The organism is Nostoc sp. WHI (assembly GCF_015714725.1).
Classification (GTDB): Bacteria; Cyanobacteriota; Cyanobacteriia; order Cyanobacteriales; family Nostocaceae; genus Nostoc.
This window is the reverse complement of the sequence record NZ_WBKM01000208.1, coordinates 1-21855: the sequence shown is the minus strand read 5'-3', so window position 1 is coordinate 21855 and position 21855 is coordinate 1. Positions and strand designations below refer to the sequence as shown.

The window sequence follows — 21855 nt, the reverse complement described above, 5'->3', positions numbered from 1 at the left end:
CCCCTGCTCCCCTGCTCCCCTGCTCCCTGCTTAACCCCCTACGGGGGAATTCAAAATTCAAAATTAGAAATTTAAAAAACATTCCTAACTTTGAATTTTGAATTAGAGGATTCGCATAGCGTCTTCGCAGGAGAAGCGATAGTCAGATATTAAGCTTTTGGAATTTCTTTACCAACCACTTGTGATTTAAGAATGGTGATTTCACCAGTTAACTCTTGCCTGGTTGAGGCTTTGAGTAAATAGCGGTAAACAAACCAGGCAGAATAACCAATACCAATCAACTCAAAAGTAGGCGCTACCAAGGGGATATCATTCAAAGCATCTAGTATTGCCAAGAGTACTTTAACCCCAACAATTGATCCCACAATTAAACCAACTGTTACCAGAGGTTGCTTATATTGATTAAAGAAACTTCCCACATATTCTGGCAATGTTGCTAAAAAGGTAGAAATTTGCTCTCCGTATTTTAGCCATTCATCTTGAGACTGTGCGGGAGGCTGGAGTTTGGTAATGGTTCCTGTTTGGCTGTTGATCTCTGCCACTGTAGTCTCTTTAGATGTGGTGTCGGTAAATTCTTGTTCTGGCATTTTCACTCCTATAAATTTGACAGTTGAGTTTTTAATCTGGATAATTGCAACCAAAAGGCTGTTGATTAGGTAATGCACAAGTGCATCAGTACAATTGAGTCAAGCACACAAAAGCGTTTTAGTGTCCTATAACCATAATTGCCCCGCAATATCTACTGCATCAACTACAAGGTAGAAAGTCAGTAGCAGGATAGAACTCAGAAGGCAGCAGGATGTATTATGCTCAGTTTTCTGAGTTCGATTCTTGAATCAACTAGAATCCTCAGCTTGTGATTATCCCATTTTGTGTCATTTGTTCATAATCGCACTAAATCTAAGTACAAGTCATGCAAAAATCAGTCCACCTCTCATTTATACAAGCCTAAAAGCAGATTTTATCTGATATTAAAGCTATCTTAAGCAGCGTTCGTCAATTAACGCATTCGTATTGATAGTAATACGTAATAAAAAATTTTGTGTGTTCATATAGACTAGACTTTAAAACTACTTTATGATACCCTGCTTTGAAACTAAGGACAAGGAGGAATTATCGAAAAAGTCTCTACCTTTTGTCCTCTCCCTGCCCAATACCCAACAACTGTCCTTAACAACACTGCGATCAAAATCGCTATAATATAAGGCTATGCTAATTATCTAGTGAGCAATGATTTGCTCTTACTGTAAAAGAAGATAATGTAGATGTTAATCACAAATTGAAGTGTTTGCATAAGCTAGACTGATTTGGTAACTTTTGCGGGAAGGCAAGAAGATTTGAAGAATGCCAACTCAGAAGCCAACCCCTATCGACAACAGTTCAGAAAGCAAAAAAGTGTCAGAGGAAGAGCTAGCAACAGACGAACTCCCCACCATAGAATTTCCCTCACGAGGGAAACTAAAAGCCAGTTCTTGGCGCATCCATCAAAAAATTGGCTATGGGTACTTTGTAGCTATTGGAATTGGCTTTTTTGGCTCACTTACTGGATTAGTGATCGCTAACTATTACCGAGGAAGAGAAGTCAGGCAATTCAATCAAGCTTATGAACAAGAACAATTACTAAATAATTATAAAGATGCAGTAGTAGGAGCGCAATTGCATAGCTTTAACTTAGTTGCTGTATTAGACAATTCACAACAGCTGCAAAGGAAAAAAGCTAATTTTCTAAAGAATGTTGAAAAAGCTAAACAACTAGATTCAAAAATTACCGGATTTATCGATAGCAAACCCCGGAGACTAGCAGCAACAAGTTCTACTTTACAAACGTTATTGCTAGATTACAAGATTAACTTAAAAGCCTACGTTGACCAAATCGAGGTCGTCTTACAGAAAATTGACTCCCAGCAAGTGCAGCCTCAGCAGATTTCCTTTGCCCGATCGCAGTTATTGATAATTATGCGTGGTGAAACAGCCATGCGGCTAGATCAACTGTCGCAAAACTTGACTAACATCCTGCAAACTGCTGACGAGCAAGAGCAGGAAAGGCAAAAAGCCGTTGAACAGGCAAGAGGAGTTGAGCGATTTATTGTGATTATGAGTATGCTGGTTTCGGTAGCGATCGCAGCCATTGTCGCTTGGCGTACCAGTCGAGCGATCGCTGAACCAGTGATCACTGTCACCCAAGTAGCTGAACAAGTAGCTAGGAAATCTAATTTCGATTTGCGAGCTCCCATCACCACAGAAGATGAAATTGGCCTACTCGCTAAATCTCTAAATCGTCTAATTGAGCGAGTATCTGAGCGCACTAAAGAACTACAGCAAGCTAAAGAATTAGCTGAAGCTGCTAGCAAAGCAAAAAGCATATTTCTGGCAAATGTCAGCCACGAACTACGTACACCATTGAACGCTGTCATCGGCTTAAGCCAACTTCTAGAAGATGACGCCACCGATCTTGGTTTATCAGCAGATTTTATCACAGACTTAGAAACAATTAACTCTGCTGGCAAGCATTTACTGCACTTGATTAACGAAATCCTCGACTTGTCAAAAATTGAAGCGGGGAAAATGACCCTCTATCCAGAGACATTCGAGATTGCAACGCTGATTCATAACGTCGTTCTCACAGTCAAACCAGCAATAGAAAAAAATGCCAATGTCTTAGAAGTGCATTTTGATCAGCAACTTGGTATCATATACGCCGATCAAACCAGGATGCGGCAGGTGTTGTTAAACTTACTCAGCAACGCCAGTAAATTCACTACAAACGGCAAAGTGACGCTGACAGTCAACAGAGAAAAGGATGAATTTCGACCAGAGGCTCCTTTGGGTATGATTACTTTCACCGTTAGCGACACAGGTATAGGTATGTCTCACCATCAACAGCAACAGTTATTTCAACCTTTTACACAAGGGGATACCTCGACTACGAAAAAGTATGGAGGTACGGGACTGGGGCTAGCAATTAGCCACCACTTTTGTCAGATGATGGGTGGTGAGATTATTGTCAAAAGTCAGCCGGGAGTTGGTTCTACTTTCACAATTCGCCTGCCAATGACTGTGCAAGATTGAAGGAGGCGATCGCAATTCATCTAAATCCCTATTAAGGATTGAAACATCACTACAGCTCTTGCAAATGTAGAAGCAGTCGTAGCAAAAGTGCTTTGCAACAAATACTCTTCCATCTATAAGAAACGTTTAAGTCTTTCCTGGAAACATATAAGTCGTTGCAACAAATACTTAATACTTTGCAACAATCACTCCTCAATGTATAAGAAACGTTTAAGTCTTTCCTGGAAACATATAAGTCGTTGCAACAAATACTTAATACTTTGCAACAATCACTCCTCAATGTATAAGAAACGTTTAAGTCATTGTAACAATTGTTGTAACGAGCTTATGAATTTATTTGCTAGCGGAAATTCTAGATTAAAACCTGTGTGATTACATTTATCCAAAAAGCAAAAAAGCTACTTCCGCACCAAAAGGGTAAGTAGCAGTGGCTCTCAAAAGCTTGTGTGTAAATAGTTTTACGGATGTTGACAACCTTTCTTTCCTAGAGCAAACATCAAGTTTGACAGATTGTCTTTTGACAGAGAGGATAACTTTACTTATAGTCCCGCATTAGAGGAGTGCTGAGTACTGAGCAAAGAAAAAGAGAAAACAATCAGGACTTACGCAAACAATAGCCGAAACCTTGATTTTCAGGTAGGGGCAATTCATGAATTGCCCGTACAGCGTGTAGTTTTGCGTAAGTCCTAACAATTTCTTCTTAATTCTTCAAAATCTTTATTCTGACACTCAGGACTCATGACTCAGAACTCAGGACTTTTTTATGGTAGATTTGTTGCTGATCTTAATCCTGGGATTCCTGGGGAGTTTTGGGCATTGTTTTGGGATGTGTGGGCCCTTAACAATGGCGTTTTCCCTGTCTCATCAGCCGAAACAGCCATCACCCTTAGAAAAGTCCGACACTTGGCGATCGCAATTAAAATTTCATATCCTGCTAAACCTGGGGCGGATGTTGAGCTATGCTCTAGTCGGTGCTGGCATTGGGGCGCTAGGTTCGGTATTGCTGCAAGGTGGACAGCTAGCGGGTGTTGGCAGCGATTTCCGGCGTTGGATGGCAATTTTGACTGGTGTAATGCTGATTTGGTTTGGGTTAGGACAAGTAAAACCCGATTTGCTGCCGCGTATTCCTGTGTTACACCCCCTCTTGCAGGGTCGTTTACACGATCGCCTCAGCACAGGAATGATTAAGCTTTCCTTAAAAGCAAAATGGTGGACGCCAATGGTTTTGGGGATGACTTGGGGTTTAATGCCCTGTGGTTTCCTGTATGCTGCTCAAATTAAAGCCGCCGAAACTGGCAATTTATGGGTGGGTATGGCAACTATGCTGGCCTTTGGACTGGGAACCCTGCCCACTATGCTAGGTGTAGGCATCTCCACATCGTTGGTAAGTAAAGACAGGCGCAGTCAGTTATTTCGATTAGGCGGTTGGGTGACACTCACCATTGGCTTCATCACCTTGTTGCGGACTGGTAACACAATGGTAGATTACACCGGACACGCCGCGTTAATCTGCTTAATCTTGGCGCTAATTGCGCGTCCCATTAGTGGCTTGTGGGCTTCACCACTGCGTTACCGCCGGGGCTTGGGAGTGGGATCTTTTGTGCTTTCTGTGGTTCACACCGCCCACATGATAGAACACTCATTGCAATGGAATTTTGCCGCCTTTTCTTTCCTGCCGCCAGAATTTCAGTGGGGTATGGCTGCGGGTGCTGTAGCATTGATATTAATGTCCCCCGTTGCTTTTACGAGTTGGGAATCATTGCAGAAATCTTTGGGCAAGCGTTGGCGACAGATTCATCTATTGGGTGTGCCAGCCTTGCTCTTGAGTGCCATTCATGCTGTGTTGATTGGTTCCCATTACCTGGGTTCCTTGCAATCAACTTGGGGAAATAAATTAGCGGCAGTACTGATGGTAATTATTACCCTCAGTGTCTTGCTAGTACGTTCGCGCTTTTTTTGGTCAAAGTTAGCCGTAGAAAAGTTTTATGTTCCCCCAACTAAATCGCGGTAGATCATTTTTGTTGGCTGGCTCCATCCCAACGAGTCAAAAACAGAGACGTTACCCGTTCAAAGGCATTTCCTGGCAGAGTCAAGGAATAATAAAATATTTATTATTCCTGAGTTGCTTAGTCATATCAATAACTAATCTTTACCCTGCATCTGCTCATAAAGTGGAGATATCCACAGATGTCGGTGGCACCCTCCACATTGAACCAAATGATAATCCCCGTGCTGGGGAACCCACACAAGCCTGGTTTGCTCTCACCCGCAGAGGTGGAAAGGTGATTCCCCTGGAACAGTGTAATTGTCGGCTGGCTGTTTATGCCCAACCTTATGCAGATGGAGAACCAGCACTGCTAGAACCATCGTTAGAACCTGTGGCAGCTGAACGTTATCAAGGTATACCAGGTGCAGATATTATCTTTCCCAAGCCAGGTATTTATGAGTTGCAACTAAATGGGAAACCAACCTCAGGGGAAAGATTCAAACCGTTTGAGTTCAAATTTGAAGTTACTGTGGCAGCCGGATCTACAGATAATTCACGAACCCTGCGAGATGTCAATGGTAATTTAGTAGAGAGTGAATCTCAAAATTTACCACTTTCACTTTGGGCGATCGCACTGCCAATCCTCGGATTTATCGGCATCTTAGTTGTCGTACTACAAAGTATGAGAGGGGGAAGAGAATAGGGAATAGAGAGGAGACAATGGAGCAATTTTTCTCCCTTGTCTTCCTGCTCTAAAATGGCAAGGCGATCGCTTGGCTAAAGCTACAATTAATAATTCAGCCACCACTACAAAAAAGCTCCGCAAATTATCGCAGTCACTAAGTGTTTCATCTTATTACGGCTTTTACTCATGACTAAACCACCAGCTTTTACACTGGTGGTTTTCGCTAATTTCAATTTACTCTCAACTAGCTTGGTTAATACGCCGTTGTAACTCGGTTTCAAATTCCTCATCAGTGCGAGTAATGACTTTTGGTCGCTGGTCTAACCTGTCCATTAAAATATGAAATGCCTCGCTGTCCTGTGGATGATATCTGACCCAATCTCTTAATTCATCATCTGACATGGCTTGATAATCAAGTTTAGTCATGGAAATGTCACCTCACCATTGGGATATATCTCTATTTGTATTGTGTCCCCAATCAAAACGTATATACGCTTCGTTCTTTCGTCCAGTCGCACCACGTTGATAGGCTGAAACATATTACTCGCTCTCACACATCTACTGTAAAACGCTCTCAACTGTTCTGTTGTTGGTTCCATCTAGACCCCACTCTCAATAAACCTATCAGTTAAGGCTGAAAAGGCTTGATTTTTCGTTGCTTCTTACGATGTTAAGTACAAAGAAGTAGCAAATTACCAAACCTAAGCAGACTAATCGTTAAGAGCTTTAATTTCCGAATATGCAGCCAATGCCATCAAATCGAATTATGTCGCTGTTGATGCCACTGCCACGCATGAGCAACAATATCTTGGATGGATGGATACTGAGGTTGCCAGCCTAAGATTGTTCTAGCTTTCTCGCTAGTGCCAATGAGAATTGGCGGATCGCCAGGACGGCGATCGCATTCTTCTACTGGTATCGAAATTCCTGTCACTTGTTCAGCAGCCGCAATTACTTCTCTGACGGAGAAGCCGCTACCATTACCCAAATTAAAAACTTCGCTATCGCCACCTTTTAATAAATATTCCAATCCCAAAATATGGGCATCTGCTAAGTCGTTAACATGAATATAATCACGAACACAAGTACCATCAGGCGTCGGGTAATCGGTGCCGAAAATTGAGATAGATTTTCGTTTGCCTAAAGCTGTCATTAGCACCAAGGGAATCAAATGAGTTTCTGGGTTGTGATCCTCGCCCAGTAAGCCACTGGGATTTGCACCAGCAGCATTAAAATAGCGGAAACGTACTGATTGGAAACCATAAGCAACATCAAAATCAGAGAGAATCTGCTCTACCATCAGCTTTGTAGCGCCATAGGGATTAATCGGATTTTGGGGATGGGTTTCTGGAATTGGTACAAATTCTGGCACCCCATAGGTAGCACAAGTAGAAGAAAAGACAAATTTCTTCACAGATGCCGTCAGCATCGCTTCTAACAGAGTAAAAGTACCAAGAACGTTATTGCGGTAATATTTGGCAGGGTCAGTGACCGATTCTCCTACGTAGGCGTATGCAGAAAAGTGCATCACAGCAGCAATATCGCGGGTTTTAAATAGGTGATCGAGCAAGGCGCGATCGCCTGTATCCCCTACTATCAGTTCAACCTGTAAAACCCTTTCTACTAGGTCACGATGCCCATAGACTAGATTATCAAGTATAACAACGTTATAACCCGCTTGTTTGAGAGCAAGCACCGTATGAGAACCAATATATCCAGCTCCCCCCGTTACCAAGATGGTAGGCTTTCCAGGCGACATAATTTTTCCTTTTGACTTGACAACTACTCAATTAATTTAGTTTACTGGTGCCACATTACTCATCTGAAAAATTATAAATAATGGACGCAGTGTTAAAAAATTGCACTAAAATCACTACGACGGTAGTCTTTGGGTGTGAGGTTTGAGGTATTTAAAGTCAAACTGTGCAATTACAATTTGACAATAAAATAAATTCCTTTCCCGAAACCTCTAGGCTAGCCCTAACGGGTGACGCTACCGCTAACAAAACAGCCAGTTGTTTTATGCAGGGAAACCCGTCTACCACACTGGCTCACCGCACCAGAAAATTTGAGAGTTAATCTATGTTTCTATTGTTAAGCCGAGTACTGCTGTGGCTACTGATTGGCACTATCGTATATTCTCTGTTCCAACGATTTTATCCCTCTGGAAGTTTTGTCGGGCGATTAATCTTAGTCGTTATGTTGATAATCGTAGCCCTATCATTTATTAACCCCGCCGAACCAGCTGTGGCGTCGTTGTGGAGGATGATGTCTTTTCCCCTCAAGCCTCTAGGAGCATCTGTTTTAATGATGATTTTTGCAGCTCAGAGAATTAAAGGAGGCGGGATAGACAAACCAGGAGGATACTTGGTGGGTTGGGCACTGACGATTTTGCTGTTGGCAAGTACACCAGCAGTCGCCTATTTCCTTTATCGAGCACCTCTAGCAATGGTAAGTGAAACCTATGTAGCAACTGCTGCACCAACATCTGGAACACTGACAGCGAACATCTCAGATGTGAGGGGCGATCGCATTCTTTCTTATAATTTGAGAGTGCCTCCCTACTTATTACAAGGAAATCCTCAAGATATCCGCACACGCGGTTTACGACTTGAAGACTTTGTACCTAATGCCGAAACGCTGCAATTAACAACGAGAACTTGGGAAAGTTATCTGAGTGAAATTTACAGGTTCTTGCGGGTTCAGCGCTAGTAAAGTTAAATGGCGAGAAGCAAGCTACGGAATAGGTGGTTTACTTACACCGGGTTTTACTGGTACTCCGTCAACTCAACTATGCTGGATAAAACACATTGTAGTAAGGACTTTAGTTCTTGTGTTCAGGGCTGAAGTGCTTACTACGTACCAGGCAAAGTTAACTTGACTTTTCCTACTAGTCCCGAACGGCAATAACTACGCAGTTGCAAGAGGTAACAAAAGCTTAATTCCTAAGCGATATTCCCTCTACATAGCTGCCTTCTTGGACTAGGAGTTAACCTAAGATGATAAGGTTGCAAAATTGCTTTAATGGCAAAATCTCGACGAATTGCTAAACTCATTGCTTACTTACGACCTCATTGGCGGGAAGCGTCCTTAGGCATTCTCGCTTTGTTCTCTGTCAATGCTCTGGGCGTCTATATCCCTTGGTTGATTCGTGATGGTATCGATAAACTCTCGACAACCTTCGACTTGAACCAAATACTAGATTACGTAGTCAGGATTGTCTTGCTCAGTTCAGCAATGTGGCTAATGCGGATGGCATCCCGTATTTGGCTATTTGGGGTCGGGCGTCAGGTGGAATTTGACCTGAAACAACGGATTTTTGAACACTTACTCAAGCTAGAGCCGGCTTATTTTGCCAGTAATACTGCTGGCGATTTGATTAGTCGGGCTACCAGTGATGTGGACAATATCAAGCGGCTATTGGGTTTTGCAGTCTTGAGTTTGGCAAATACGGTGTTTGCCTACGCTCTGACACTGCCAGTAATGCTAGCGATTAGTGTGGATCTCACACTTGCCTCCCTGGCAGTTTACCCTTTTATGCTTTTGTTGGTGAGTTTATTTAGCAATCGCTTACGTAAACAACAAACAGCAGTCCAAGAGCAACTCTCTGACATCAGCGAACTCATCCAAGAGGATATCAGTGGCATTGCCTTAATTAAAATCTATGCCCAAGAAGCAAATGAGCGTCGAGCCTTCGCTAAGAAAAATCAGCAGCTATTGACTGCTAACCTAGAACTGGCAAAAATCCGAAATACACTGTTTCCGCTAATTACCGGACTAGCTAATATCAGTTTACTGGTAATCTTCTGGCTAGGGACAGTGCGGATGTCTTCTGGGACGCTTCAGGTTGGCGACTTTTTAGTACTGTTGATTTATGTAGAGCGTCTAGTTTTTCCCACTGCCATTTTAGGATTCACAATTACTGCCTATCAACGAGGTGAAGTTAGTATTGACCGCCTTGAATCTATTCTCTCTGTCACACCAAAAATTCAAGACGCAGCCGATGCCATGTATTTACCAGTGGCAAAAATTAAAGGAGAATTGACAGCTAAAAATCTCACCTACACTTACCCTGGTTCCACTACTCCAGCTTTAGCAAATGTTAACTTTACCATTGCTGCCGGAGAAACCGTGGCAATTGTTGGGGCAATTGGTTCTGGTAAATCTACTTTGGCGAATGCTTTACCGCGCTTGTTGGATATTGAATCAGGACAATTGTTTTTAGATGGGCTGGATATTACCAAGCTCGCATTGTCAGATTTACGAGGTGCGATCGCCTATGTTCCTCAAGATAGCTTTTTATTTAGCACTACAATCAAAAATAATATCCGCTACGGTGATCCAATTAGCGAACAAGAAAAGGTAGAATCTGTCGCTAAACTCGCTCAAATCGAGTCAGAAATTAGCAATTTTCCCCAGCAATATGAAACTCTTGTTGGTGAACGCGGTATTACTCTTTCTGGTGGTCAACGACAACGTACTGCCTTGGCTAGGGCGATGCTGGTCAATGCTCCAGTGTTAATTTTGGACGATGCCCTCTCCAGTGTAGATAATCAAACAGCAACACAAATCCTCAAAAATCTCTCCAGTGATACTGAACGTAAAACGGTAATTTTTGTGACGCACCAATTATCGGCGGCCGCTGCTACTGACCGGATTTTTGTGATGGAAAAAGGAAGAATTATTCAGATTGGAAATCACTTGGAACTTTTGCAACAAACGGGACTATACAGAACTTTGTGGAGCCAGCATCAAGTTGAGGAATTACTGCATTAGTGTATTTGACTAGAGACAATTATTGATGCTGAACGTATGGTTTTATAGTCAAGGCAGCTAAAATTATACTAAGTAGATACTTGTATGTTAGAGTTTTTGCAAGCCCTTTCAAGGTCTTGTAATTTTCCCCAAATTATAGTTAGTTGAAAAAATAAAGTTGGGAAATGGGGAATAGCTAGAATGATTATAAGTCAAGTATTTGAGCGTTTTGTAAAAGAAAGTCCGGTTTCGGTAATGGTTCGCGGGCTGCTCGAAACAATTTTATGTCCTCAGAAACTTGACAAGTTATTTGAGAAAAGTGCAAAAACTCAGTACACAAGGGAATTACTGTTCTTTACGGTAGTAGAGATGGTGAATACAGTCGCTTGTGGGATTAGACCTTCAATTCATGCTGCATATCAAGCTAAAACATCACAAATGAATGTTTCAATTACTTCTGTCTATAACAAGCTAAACGCAATGGAGACTGATGTAAGTGCTGAATTATTCAGGGAGACAGGAACCTCAATGGAAGCGATTATTCGGCATTTAAAGGGAAGCTTAGCAGATTGGTTACCTGGTTATCGGCTCAAAATTTTAGATGGCAATGCAATAGGTGCAAGTGAACATCGTCTAAAACCTCTTCGTGACTGTAACAGTGCGCCTTTCCCAGGGCAATCATTGGTGGTACTTGACCCATCTTTAATGTTGGCAATTGATGTTTTCCCTTGTGATCAGAGCCAATAAATTTATTATGGGGTTTCCCCCCTGCCTCCTGCCCCCTGCCCCTTTTCCTCTGCTATGTAGCAACCTGTGGTACTGATACCTTCACTGGCACTTTTTTGCTAAAAGACAGACCGGTTTCATTTTTATCAATGATAATCGTGTCTCCAGAGATGAAAGTATTTTCTAATAACTTGGTGGCGAGGGGGTTTTCTACTTCTCGCTGAATTGCTCGTTTGAGTGGGCGGGCGCCGTAAACTGGGTCATAGCCTGATTCGACGAGGTAATCACAGGCAGATTGGGATATCTCAAAGAAGATTTTTTGCTCGCGGAGGAGATTTTCTACGCGCTTGAGTTGAATGCGGATAATCTGCCGCATTTCTGTGCGATTGAGAGTATGGAAGAGAATAATGTCATCAACGCGGTTGATAAATTCTGGGCGGAAATGCGATCGCAAGTTTTCCATTACTCGCTTCCGCATTGTTTCATACTTGGAATCATCACCAGATACATCTAAAATATGTTCGCTACCAATATTACTGGTCATGACAATCACAGTATTGCGAAAATCCGCTGTACGCCCTAGTCCGTCAGTAATGCGACCATCATCCAACATTTGCAGAAATATGTTGAATACATCTGGGTGAGCTTTTTCAACTTCGTCTAACAATACTACTGAGTAGGGCTTGCGACGAACAGCCTCAGTCAGTTGCCCTCCCCTTTCAGAATCTACATAGCCTGGGGGAGAGCCAACTATTCGCATGACAGAATTCTTTTCCATATATTCTGACATATCAAGTCGGATCAGGGCATCATCAGAATCAAAGAGAAACTGAGCTAAAGCACGGGCGAGTTCGGTTTTGCCGACACCTGTGGGGCCCATGAACAAAAATGAACCAATGGGACGAGAGGGGTCTTTCATCCCCGCACGGGCGCGACGAATTGCTGCTGCTACCGCTTCTACAGCCTCTTCTTGCCCAATAACTCGTTCATGCAAATGACTTTCTAATTGCAGTAATTTTTGCCGTTCCGATTCCAACAGGCGATTGACGGGGATTCCTGTCCATTTGGCGACAATTTCGGCAATATCGGCTTCGGTAACTTGTTCTCGCAGTAAGGTAGAACCTTGGTTTTGAATTTCTAAAAGGTTCGCTTCTTTGGCTTCGCGATCGCGCTGTACTCCTTCCAATTTGCCATATTTCAGTTGGGCAGCTTTATTCAAGTCATAGGCACGTTCCGCCTGTTCAATTTGGACTCGCAGCGCATCTTCTTCTTTCTTTAAGGCGCTTATAGCCTCCAATATCTGCTTTTCACCTTGCCATTGCTCATTAAATATTTGCTGTTTTCCCGTTAAACTAGCAATTTCTTGCTCAATTCGTTCCAAACGTTCTCTCGTTTGGGGAGTACCTTTTTCTTCGCCAGCTAATGATAGCTTTTCCATTTCTAACTGCATGAGGCGGCGATCAATGGTTTCTAATTCTGCTGGTTTGGAGGTAATCTCCATTTTCAACTGTGCTGCTGCCTCATCTACTAAGTCAATGGCTTTATCTGGCAAGAAGCGATCGCTAATATAACGTGCTGATAAAGTTGCTGCTGCTACCAAAGCCGAATCAGAAATTTTGACATTGTGATGGACTTCATAGCGTTCTTTCAGTCCCCGAAGAATGGAAATAGTATTTTCCACACTTGGCTGATCCACAAATACTTGCTGAAAGCGGCGTTCTAGAGCGGCGTCTTTCTCAATGTGTTTACGGAACTCGTCGAGGGTAGTAGCGCCAATGCAACGCAGTTCTCCCCGCGCCAGCATTGGTTTGAGCAGATTTCCCGCATCCATCGCCCCTTGTTGGTTGGAACCAGTGCCAACGACGGTATGCAGTTCATCGATAAATAGGACGATTTGACCGTTAGATTCAATCACTTCCTTGAGGACTGCTTTTAGCCGTTCTTCAAATTCTCCCCGTAATTTAGCACCAGCAATCAAACTGCCCATATCTAAAGAAATGAGTTGGCGGTTTTTCAGAGATTCGGGAACGTCACCGTTTACCATGCGCTGTGCCAAAGCTTCCGCGATCGCTGTTTTACCTACTCCAGGTTCACCAATTAATACAGGGTTATTTTTGCTACGACGAGACAGTACTTGAATTACCCGACGAATTTCGTCATCCCGCCCAATCACCGGATCAAGTTTTCCAGCTTTTGCCTGTTCTGTCAAGTCTATGCCAAATTTTTGTAAGGCTTCATAGCGAGATTCTGGGCTTTGATCTGTCACCTTTTGGCTACCGCGAACGGTTTTGATCGCGATTTCTAGCTTTGCTGTATCTGTGTTAAAGCTTTTAAATATCTTTCGGCCAATGCGATCGTCTTCAGCAAATGCCAAAAGTATGTGTTCCACAGAAATGTAGGAGTCTCTCATCCTGGCTCTAGCTTCCTCAGCTCGATCTAGCAAAACATCTAAACTGCGGCTAAGGTAAAGCTGATCACTTTTACCAACTTTCGGCTGACGTTGGGTAAAGGCTTCGAGTTGCTGTTGGAAGCGGATTGGATCGACGTCAGATCGAGCCAGGATACGTATTGCTAAACTTGTGGGTTCTTCTAACAGGGCAATAATTAAATGTTCAACATCTAGTTGCTGTTGTTGATAAGCACGGACTATATCCTGAGATTTTACAATCGCTTCCCAGGCTTTATCAGTAAATTTATTCGGATCTGTAGGTTGCATCTTTAGAATTTTGAAATTTTGATTTTTAGTTTAGGGATTGGGGATTAATTAAAGAAAGTAGGGAGTAGGGAGTGGGGAGTGGGGAGTGGGGTGTGGTTATAACCCTACGCCTTAGTACTCAATTATCCCAACATTCTCAGCGTATATCCGCGTGTATCTCCGGTGGTAATTTAGGATTAGTTATTGATGATAATTTGATCCATTACCTATTTCCTAATTTAAAACGAAAATACTGTTCTGAGCAGACTTTGCCAAATGGTGCTAATGGAGCGATGTCTATGATGGTCACTGAGCTTGCCGTTCGCGCAGCGTCTCGTAGAGAAGTGCGGGCTACGCCTACGCTATTAGTGTTGCTCATCAACGACAGTATGGGGTTAATACTAATAGATTTACGCACAGGAGATCCCCTAACCCGCCTAAAAACTCAGGGAAAAGTAGAAGCGACGGAAACCGCCGCTCAGAAGTTCGGTGACTCAGCACTCAATACGGTTCGGTTAAGGTTTTTTGATGAAAATTCTAGGTCGGAAAGACGCGATAAATCGCCGTCTCTACACAAGTTGCTCTTGTGATTCCTGTTTAACTGCCGATCCTTGAGTTCCCAGTTGAATCAGTTCAATTTTATACCCGTCTGGATCTTCCACAAAAGCAATTACTGTTGAACCATGTTTCATCGGGCTTGCTTCCCGCACAATCTTACCGCCCTGATTGCGGATTTCTTCACACGTAGCGTAAATATCATCAACGCCAAGGGCAATGTGACCGTAAGCATTACCTAATTCGTACTTTTCCACTCCCCAGTTGTAGGTTAGTTCGATCACCGTGTTGTCGCTTTCATCGCCGTAGCCAACAAAAGCCAGGGTAAATTCTCCCCCTGGATAATCTTTTTGGCGCAGTAATTTCATTCCTAGAAGTTGACAGTAGAACTTTAATGACTCTTCAAGGTTGCCCACCCGCAGCATTGTATGTAGTAATCGCATATTTACCTTCTGTTTTTGGTTTGTTGAGTATTGCTTTCTGCCAACATTTTACAGAAGTTACCAAAGCGATCGCATTTGAACAAAATTCAAAAATTGGTCAAGTCTTAAAAACCTAACTTACAGCAATTTGATTCCTCGTTCCCAGGCTCCGCCTGGGAATGCATTCATTGAGTCTCTGGCTCAATGTCTAACTGAAGGCAGCAGCCCCTAATCAGCCATTCCCATGCAGAGCATGGGAACGAGAGAAAGAATAGTCTTTAATACTCGTGGACGAGTCTTTGATACTCGTGGACGAGTCTTTGATACTCGTGGACGAGTCTTTGATACTCGTGGACGAGTCTTTGATACTCGTGGATGAGTCTTTGATACTCGTGGACGAGTCTTTGATACTCGCCGATGAGTCTTTGATACTCGTGGATGAGTCTTTGATACTCGTGGATGAGTCTTTGATACTCGTGGATGAGTCTTTGATACTCGTGGATGAGTCTTTGATACTCGTGGACGAGTCTTTGGTACTCGTGGATGAGTCTTTAACCTTTATAAACATTCCTTTACCTATTTCCCTAAGCATATAAATAATGGAAATCTTCTTTAATCTCAGCCAAGAAAGTCTCTTAACAGCATAAGCTAACGATTGGGTTAAGCAACTGCACTGTATGCGTAACACACTCAAATAAAGGATAAAGTACAGATGAGTAACATTCTAGATACTGCCATTGAAGCGATCGCAGCCCGCGAAATTCTTGATTCACGCGGTAGACCAACAATTGAAGCCGAAGTGCATCTAGCCAACGGTGTTGTGGGACTGGCACAGGTTCCCAGTGGTGCCTCAACTGGCACTTTTGAGGCTCACGAGCTGCGTGATGGCGATAAAAGCCGTTACGGAGGCAAAGGCGTACTCAAGGCAGTACAAAACGTTAAAGAAGCGATCGCGCCACAATTGTTAGGCTTGGATGTTCTCAACCAAGAACTGCTAGACCGCACAATGATTGCTATAGATGGTTCTGACAATAAATCTAATTTGGGAGCTAATGCGATTTTGGCAGTTTCCCTAGCAGCAGCTAAAGCTGGTGCTGAGTCTCTAGCAATTCCCCTATATCGCTATTTAGGTAGCCCTTTATCGAATTTACTACCAGTGCCGTTGATGAATGTGATTAACGGTGGCGCACACGCATCAAACAACGTAGATTTTCAAGAATTTATGATTGTCCCAATTGGCGCACCTTCCTTTCGGGAAGCATTGCGCTGGGGTGCAGAGGTGTTTGCTACCCTCAGTCAAGTGTTAGATGAGAAGGGTTTGCTGACTGGGGTGGGCGATGAAGGCGGCTTTGCCCCTAACCTAGAATCCAATCAGGTAGCTTTAGAATTGCTAGTTGCTGCCATTCAGAAAGCTGGTTACAAGCCAGGGGAACAAGTAGCTTTGGCGTTGGATGTGGCGGCTAGTGAGTTTTACAAAAATGGCCAATATGTCTACGATGGTAAACCTCACGCTCCTACGGAGTTTATTGATTACCTCGCGCAACTGGTTGACCAATATCCCATTGTGTCAATTGAGGATGGCTTGCACGAGGAAGATTGGCAAAGTTGGCAATTGCTTACCCAGAAATTAGGTTCGCGGGTGCAATTGGTAGGCGATGACTTATTTGTGACTAACGCCACTCGCTTGCAAAGAGGCATCCAGGAAAAAGCAGGTAATGCCATTTTGATTAAACTCAATCAAATTGGTTCTCTCACCGAAACCTTGGAAACCATTGATTTGGCAAATCGCAACGGTTTCCGTTCAGTAATTAGCCATCGTTCTGGTGAAACAGAAGACACAACGATCGCTGATTTAGCTGTAGCAACCCGTGCCGGTCAAATCAAAACAGGTTCCCTCTGTCGCAGCGAACGCGTAGCAAAATATAATCGCTTGCTGCGAATTGAAGATGAACTAGGCGATCGCGCCGTTTATGCTGGTGCTGTGGGGTTAGGGCCGAAGTAGAGAGATGAGGGAGCAGGGGGCAATACAGTTCGGTTAACGTGTTTATTCCTCGGAGATCCCCCCCAACCCCCCTTAAAAAGGGGGGAGCATAAGCATATCTCTTTTACCCCCTTTTTAAGGGGGTCGCCACAGGCGGGGGGATCTTCCCAATGCCCAATTAAGGATAAAATCCCAATTTAGGCAACCCTAAAGTTTCATCCCAGCCCATCATCAGGTTTAGACACTGAATTGCTTGACCCGCTTCTCCTTTAATTAGATTGTCAATTGCTGACATGACAATTACGCGACCTGTGCGTGGGTCAACTTCCAAACCGATATAACAAAGATTGCTGCCACTAGCCCACTTAGTTTGGGGATAAACGCCGCTACCGCAGATTTTCACCCAAGGAGAGTTGCGGTAGAAGGCTGAGAAAATTGTGATTAAGTCGTCTCGCACCAAACCAGGATCGCGCAGTGTGGCATATACCGTTGCCAAAATACCGCGCACCATTGGGATCAGGTGTGGTGTAAATTGGATCATGAGTTCGTGACCAGCTAAATCACTGCAAATTTGCTCAATTTCTGGGGTATGACGGTGATGGACGACATTGTAAGCTGCGATGGAGTTGTCTGCCTCAGCTAATAATAAATTGGTTTGGGCTTGCCGTCCGCTACCAGATGTACCAGATTTGGCATCAATAATAGCTGTTTCTGGTACGATTAAACCTTGCTTTAAGAGTGGCGAAAGTGCAAGGAGGCTAGCAGTGGGATAGGAACCAGGGCAGCCAACGAGTTGAGCTTCAGCAATGCGATCGCGATAAAGTTCTGGTAATCCATAAACTGCTGTAGCTGCAATTGCGCGATCGCTTCTGTGTGTACCATACCAATTTGTATAAGTGGTCAAATTACTAAACCGATAATCTGCACTCAAATCTAAGACTTTGCATCCTTTTTCCAATAGTTTGGGCGCGATTTGGCAAGCCAGACCATTTGCTAAAGATAGGAAAACTACTTCACAGCGATGAGCAATTATTTCTGGTTCTATTGCCTCTATTGGCAGGTTAGCTGCATGAGCCAGATGCGGGTAGATATCTCCAAAAGATTTCCCGATACTGCTCTCACCACCTAAATAAACCAGTTCAACTTCTGGATGATCCATGAGTAATCGTACTAACTGTACTCCGCCATAGCCCGACGCGCCAACAACCCCAACGGGTACGCGTCTAAATTTGCCCATGATCTGAAATCCTTATCCCATGAATGGTTAATTCGTTCTCAGCTATCAACAATATCAGCGACCAGACGCGCAATGCACAAAATGCCTAAAACCTCTCCACTTTTTTTGGGGAGTCAAAAGTTCAAAGATAAAAATTCAGTTAATTGACCCTTGACCCCAATTTTAAATTTTTGCCATATTATCAAATCATTGCTGGTCTACTTCTCTGCTTCATAAAGGAGCTACAATTATAAAGAAGAAATTGTTAAAAAAATTTACGTTGGTAGCTGGAAATCTTTCTGTGTCACAGCCTAAGACTACCCAAGTTTTTCAATTTGATGCAATTGATGCCGCCTTGGCAGACCTGAAAGCTGGGCGTGTCGTTGTAGTGGTAGATGATGAAAATAGAGAAAATGAAGGCGACTTAATATGTGCCGCCCAATTTGCCACGCCCGACATGATTAATTTCATGGCGGTGGAAGCTAGAGGACTGATTTGTTTGGCAATGACGGGCGATCGCCTAGACGAATTAGACTTACCCTTGATGGTAAGCAATATTACAGATACTAACCAAACTGCCTTCACCGTCAGTATTGATGCCGGGCCAGAATTGGGCGTAACTACAGGCATCTCAGCAGAAGACCGCGCCCGAACTATCCAGGTTACTCTCAACCCAGCCACAAAACCTACCGATTTACGTCGTCCTGGACATATTTTCCCAATTCGAGCTAAGGAGGGAGGTGTACTCAAACGCGCCGGACATACGGAAGCGGCTGTGGATTTAGCTCGACTAGCAGGGCTATACCCATCTGGGGTAATTTGCGAAATTCAAAACCCCGACGGTTCAATGGCGCGGTTGCAGCAGTTAGTTGAATATGCTAAACGTCACAATTTAAAAATTATTAGTATTGCGGATTTAATCAGTTATCGGCTAAAACACGATCGCTTAGTGTATCGAGAAGTTGTTACTAAGCTGCCTAGTCAGTTCGGTCAGTTTGAAATTTACGCCTACCGTCACACTGTAGATAACACAGAACACGTTGCAATTGTCAAGGGTGATCCAGCTCATTTCAAAGATGAGCCAGTGATGGTGCGAATGCACTCAGAATGCTTAACTGGTGACACTTTGGGTTCTTTGCGTTGTGATTGTCGGATGCAGTTACAAGCCGCACTGAAAATGATTGAGTCTGCCGGTCAAGGTGTAGTTGTCTACCTGCGGCAAGAAGGCCGGGGAATAGGCTTGATTAACAAGCTGAAAGCCTACTCGTTGCAGGATATGGGACTGGATACAGTAGAAGCAAATGAGCGTTTGGGATTTCCTGCTGACTTGCGAGACTACGGAATGGGAGCGCAAATGCTCATGGACTTGGGCATCAAAAAGATTCGCCTGATTACCAATAATCCCCGCAAAATTGCCGGAGTTAAGGGCTATGGATTGGAAGTAGTTGATCGCGTGCCATTGTTAATTGAGGCAACCGACTACAATTCTTATTATCTGGCGACAAAGGCGAAAAAGCTGGGTCACATGCTGTTACAAACTTATCTAGTGACAGTAGCAATTCACTGGCAAGATGACCCGGAAGCTGTGACAGAACGTTATGAACGCTTAGAAAAACTGCGACATTTAGCGAAAAGTAATGATTTATTGTTGCAGGAAGAAGCGCGTCCCTTAGCGATCGCATTATTTGACGAGCCAGCTTTAACAGTACACTTGGGTTTTGATCAGCCAAAAATCGCTAGCTTTGATTGGTATCGCCAAAGTGGTCATCCTTACATCCATGCAATCTTCCAAATTCTAGACAACCTCGCAACTTTGCCTTACATCCAGAAACTAGAATTTCTGATTTCTCCTGGTTGTGATCCTTTAAGTAACTTACAAATTCAACTGGATCGACAGACATTTACAGATGGTACACTGCCTTCATCGATTAGCGATCGTCTGGAAACGCAGCAAATTTATAGCTTTAGCAAATAGCTTCGATAAATTACCTGGTTCCCGGCCTCTGGCTGGGAATGCTCCCAACCAAGTTCAGGGATTGATTTAGATCAATTATTTGTTTACTCTATAGATTGGTTTAACCTGACGATAAGTATTAAGTAAGCTCAGAAATTTATTACCATCAAAATTTATCGGGTCAACTTTTTTACCAGAACGGTCTACTAGATGGTGGGTAGTGATGCGATCGTCTGGGACTTGACTTTGAGCAATTAACCAAGCAAGAGAATTATATTCAGCCTCCGTGTAGCCGCTATGGGTTTCTTGGCTGCTACTGTCATAACCATCTGGCGGGGTTTCCAAAGAAACATGATAAGCAAAATTATTCACAGATGGCGGCAAACTTGGATTAGTCTTCACAGTTTCCACTCCCTGGGAACCATCAAATACTGAGTTAGACGCACCAAAAGCTCGCTTTTGTGGCGGTACTAGATAAACCACCGTTCCGTCTAGCTTGATTAAAGCGTGGTAACTTGCTTGCACATTTTCATCGTCATGGGCTACTTGAAAAAAATTAATGGCGCTGGAAGCTGAATAACCAGTTTCATGCAAGACGATAATCGGTTGGTTTTTGAGAGGTTCACTATTAATACCTGTGGCGTATCTTTCTCCATAGTTACTTGGATCAACTGAAACAACTTGATAATTAGGTTTGTACTGTGCAAAAGCTTGAGTGGTTACGTACCTTGCGACAGGCTTATTAGTCTTAACTGGCGACTTGATAACATCTTGAGATTTCTTCTCTGGCTCTTTCGCTGATTGAAATTGCGCCTGTGGATATTGGCTCCTGGCTGTAACCTGTGGTTTTAATGTTGTCGGATTATTTTGTAATTTTGTCCCTCGTCCAATCAGCAGCACTACAATTAGAGCGGCGAACATCAGCGAGATTAGTAACACTCTAGTCGCCCAGTCTGTAAACTTCATTTTTCTAATACCCGTAAAACGGTAGATATTAACAAGTTTTAGAGATGAATTTAACTGCTTGGATTTTGCTCAAGCCAAGCAACTAAATCAGATATATTTGAAAAATCTAAAAGCTCTTCTCCTAATTCTTCCAATTGTTCAGTAGATAAGACTTGAAGACGTTCAATTATTAATGAATCTATCTCACCAAAGCGTCTATTTAAAAGGCGTAAAGTATATTTCAATGCTTCCTTCTGCTCTCCCCTTTGTTCTCCCCTTTGTTCTCCTCTTTGTTCTCCTCTTTGTTCTCCTCTTTGTTCTCCCTTCTGGAAAATATCCTGATAAATCACTGACTCTTGCATAATCTCCTCCCGAAATAATTGACGAATAAAATCTTTCTCAAACTTTAACCCGGCTAAAATCTCCGTGTAAGCAGCAGTGTTTTGTCTCGTCTCGATATCTGGAATTTTATCAATTTCCTCGGCAATCTGTGATAATAACGTTTGGGCTGAATCGGTTCGCGTTAATGGTGCTAAAGGCAATAACGCCAGATTGTCCAGAAATATTGCCGAATCTTGCTCCCACATGCGGATAACTCGATAACGGTGGGTTGTGACTTCGCTGACATATTCTTCGGTAAAAGCAATTTCGTCGCTTGTCTCTTGCAAGAAAATCACTATCTGGGTAACAGGAACTTGATATTTTCGTGTCAATCGAACATAGTAATCTAGCATCCGCAGAGGAATTGGTTCTTTAGATTTGATTGTGGTTTGAAATTCTAGGTGTAGAATCCGATTTTCTGTTTGCAGAAGTATCACCGAATCAGCACGGATTGGTTCAATACTCAATTCGGTTTTTAAGATTT

General features: G+C 43.1%; 20 protein-coding genes. 11 read left to right on the top strand and 9 right to left on the bottom strand.

Going from position 1 to position 21855, the window contains the following annotated elements; all coding sequences use genetic code 11:
- Positions 1–149: 149 nt before the first annotated feature.
- Complete coding sequence (locus tag F8S12_RS20820; RefSeq protein ID WP_196517989.1) at positions 150–587, bottom strand: CAAD domain-containing protein; 438 nt, start codon at positions 585–587, stop codon at positions 150–152.
- Between the two features lie 757 nt (positions 588–1344).
- Between F8S12_RS20820 and F8S12_RS20815 the strand changes: the two genes are divergently transcribed.
- From F8S12_RS20815 to F8S12_RS20805, 3 genes are all read left to right on the top strand, one after another.
- A complete protein-coding gene (locus F8S12_RS20815; RefSeq protein ID WP_196517987.1) occupies positions 1345–3069 on the top strand; it encodes a sensor histidine kinase in 1725 nt (574 codons plus the stop codon).
- A 763-nt stretch (positions 3070–3832) separates the two neighbouring features.
- Positions 3833–5080 (top strand): urease accessory protein UreH domain-containing protein, encoded by a 1248-nt coding sequence (locus F8S12_RS20810; RefSeq protein WP_196517985.1) that lies wholly within the window; start codon positions 3833–3835, stop codon positions 5078–5080.
- Positions 5055–5759, top strand: a complete 705-nt coding sequence (locus tag F8S12_RS20805) for a hypothetical protein (protein ID WP_230968161.1) — start codon at positions 5055–5057, stop codon at positions 5757–5759. The genes F8S12_RS20810 and F8S12_RS20805 overlap by 26 nt, the downstream gene beginning before the upstream one ends.
- 222 nt (positions 5760–5981) lie before the next feature.
- Here F8S12_RS20805 and F8S12_RS20800 read toward each other — a convergent pair whose 3' ends face one another.
- The 3 genes from F8S12_RS20800 to galE form a co-directional block, all read right to left on the bottom strand.
- Positions 5982–6167: a DUF6887 family protein gene (locus tag F8S12_RS20800; RefSeq protein WP_196517983.1), complete on the bottom strand. Its 186-nt coding sequence runs from the start codon at positions 6165–6167 to the stop codon at positions 5982–5984.
- Positions 6164–6340, bottom strand: a complete 177-nt coding sequence (locus F8S12_RS42410; RefSeq protein WP_373690607.1) for a DUF6888 family protein — start codon at positions 6338–6340, stop codon at positions 6164–6166. Before F8S12_RS42410 ends, F8S12_RS20800 begins: the two co-directional genes overlap by 4 nt.
- Positions 6341–6495: 155 nt before the next feature.
- A complete protein-coding gene (gene galE, locus F8S12_RS20795; protein ID WP_196517981.1) occupies positions 6496–7500 on the bottom strand; it encodes a UDP-glucose 4-epimerase GalE in 1005 nt (334 codons plus the stop codon).
- 323 nt (positions 7501–7823) lie between these two features.
- Here galE and F8S12_RS20790 point away from each other — a divergent pair, with 323 nt between their 5' ends.
- The 3 genes from F8S12_RS20790 to F8S12_RS20780 all read left to right on the top strand — a co-directional run bounded on the left by F8S12_RS20790 (position 7824) and on the right by F8S12_RS20780 (position 11243).
- Positions 7824–8453, top strand: coding sequence for a hypothetical protein (locus F8S12_RS20790; RefSeq protein WP_196517979.1), 630 nt, complete (start codon positions 7824–7826; stop codon positions 8451–8453).
- A gap of 312 nt (positions 8454–8765) precedes the next feature.
- Complete coding sequence (locus F8S12_RS20785; RefSeq protein ID WP_196517977.1) at positions 8766–10517, top strand: ABC transporter ATP-binding protein; 1752 nt, start codon at positions 8766–8768, stop codon at positions 10515–10517.
- 180 nt (positions 10518–10697) lie between these two features.
- Entirely contained in the window at positions 10698–11243 is a 546-nt protein-coding gene (locus F8S12_RS20780; protein WP_196517975.1) for a hypothetical protein, read from the top strand.
- 52 nt (positions 11244–11295) lie between these two features.
- Here F8S12_RS20780 and clpB read toward each other — a convergent pair whose 3' ends face one another.
- Positions 11296–13938 (bottom strand): ATP-dependent chaperone ClpB, encoded by a 2643-nt coding sequence (gene clpB / locus F8S12_RS20775; RefSeq protein WP_196517973.1) that lies wholly within the window; start codon positions 13936–13938, stop codon positions 11296–11298.
- A gap of 92 nt (positions 13939–14030) precedes the next feature.
- Here clpB and F8S12_RS20770 point away from each other — a divergent pair, with 92 nt between their 5' ends.
- Positions 14031–14507, top strand: a complete 477-nt coding sequence (locus F8S12_RS20770; RefSeq protein ID WP_196517971.1) for a hypothetical protein — start codon at positions 14031–14033, stop codon at positions 14505–14507.
- Here the strand turns inward: F8S12_RS20770 and gloA are convergent.
- Entirely contained in the window at positions 14487–14915 is a 429-nt protein-coding gene (gene gloA, locus F8S12_RS20765) for a lactoylglutathione lyase (RefSeq protein WP_196517968.1), read from the bottom strand. The two genes, F8S12_RS20770 and gloA, sit on opposite strands and share 21 nt — an antisense overlap.
- On the opposite strand from gloA, the gene F8S12_RS20760 reads away from it, so the two are divergent.
- The 3 genes from F8S12_RS20760 to eno all read left to right on the top strand — a co-directional run bounded on the left by F8S12_RS20760 (position 14867) and on the right by eno (position 16896).
- Positions 14867–15031: a hypothetical protein gene (locus F8S12_RS20760; protein WP_196517995.1), complete on the top strand. Its 165-nt coding sequence runs from the start codon at positions 14867–14869 to the stop codon at positions 15029–15031. The two genes, gloA and F8S12_RS20760, sit on opposite strands and share 49 nt — an antisense overlap.
- Before the next feature lie 150 nt (positions 15032–15181).
- Positions 15182–15490 carry a hypothetical protein gene (locus F8S12_RS20755; RefSeq protein WP_196517966.1) on the top strand — a complete coding sequence of 103 codons (309 nt, stop codon included), beginning with the start codon at positions 15182–15184 and terminating at the stop codon, positions 15488–15490.
- A gap of 116 nt (positions 15491–15606) precedes the next feature.
- Complete coding sequence (eno, locus tag F8S12_RS20750; RefSeq protein ID WP_196517964.1) at positions 15607–16896, top strand: phosphopyruvate hydratase; 1290 nt, start codon at positions 15607–15609, stop codon at positions 16894–16896.
- 157 nt (positions 16897–17053) lie between these two features.
- Here the strand turns inward: eno and argC are convergent, their stop codons facing one another.
- Positions 17054–18112: an N-acetyl-gamma-glutamyl-phosphate reductase gene (gene argC, locus F8S12_RS20745; protein ID WP_196517962.1), complete on the bottom strand. Its 1059-nt coding sequence runs from the start codon at positions 18110–18112 to the stop codon at positions 17054–17056.
- 280 nt (positions 18113–18392) lie between these two features.
- Between argC and ribBA the strand changes: the two genes are divergently transcribed.
- On the top strand, positions 18393–20066 hold the full coding sequence (gene ribBA / locus F8S12_RS20740; RefSeq protein ID WP_196517960.1) for a bifunctional 3,4-dihydroxy-2-butanone-4-phosphate synthase/GTP cyclohydrolase II: 1674 nt from the start codon (positions 18393–18395) through the stop codon (positions 20064–20066).
- 75 nt (positions 20067–20141) lie between these two features.
- Here ribBA and F8S12_RS20735 read toward each other — a convergent pair whose 3' ends face one another.
- Positions 20142–21011, bottom strand: a complete 870-nt coding sequence (locus F8S12_RS20735) for a peptidoglycan recognition protein family protein (RefSeq protein ID WP_196517957.1) — start codon at positions 21009–21011, stop codon at positions 20142–20144.
- Between the two features lie 50 nt (positions 21012–21061).
- A partial coding sequence (locus F8S12_RS20730; RefSeq protein WP_196517955.1) for a DUF4351 domain-containing protein occupies positions 21062–21855 on the bottom strand: 794 nt, incomplete at its 5' end.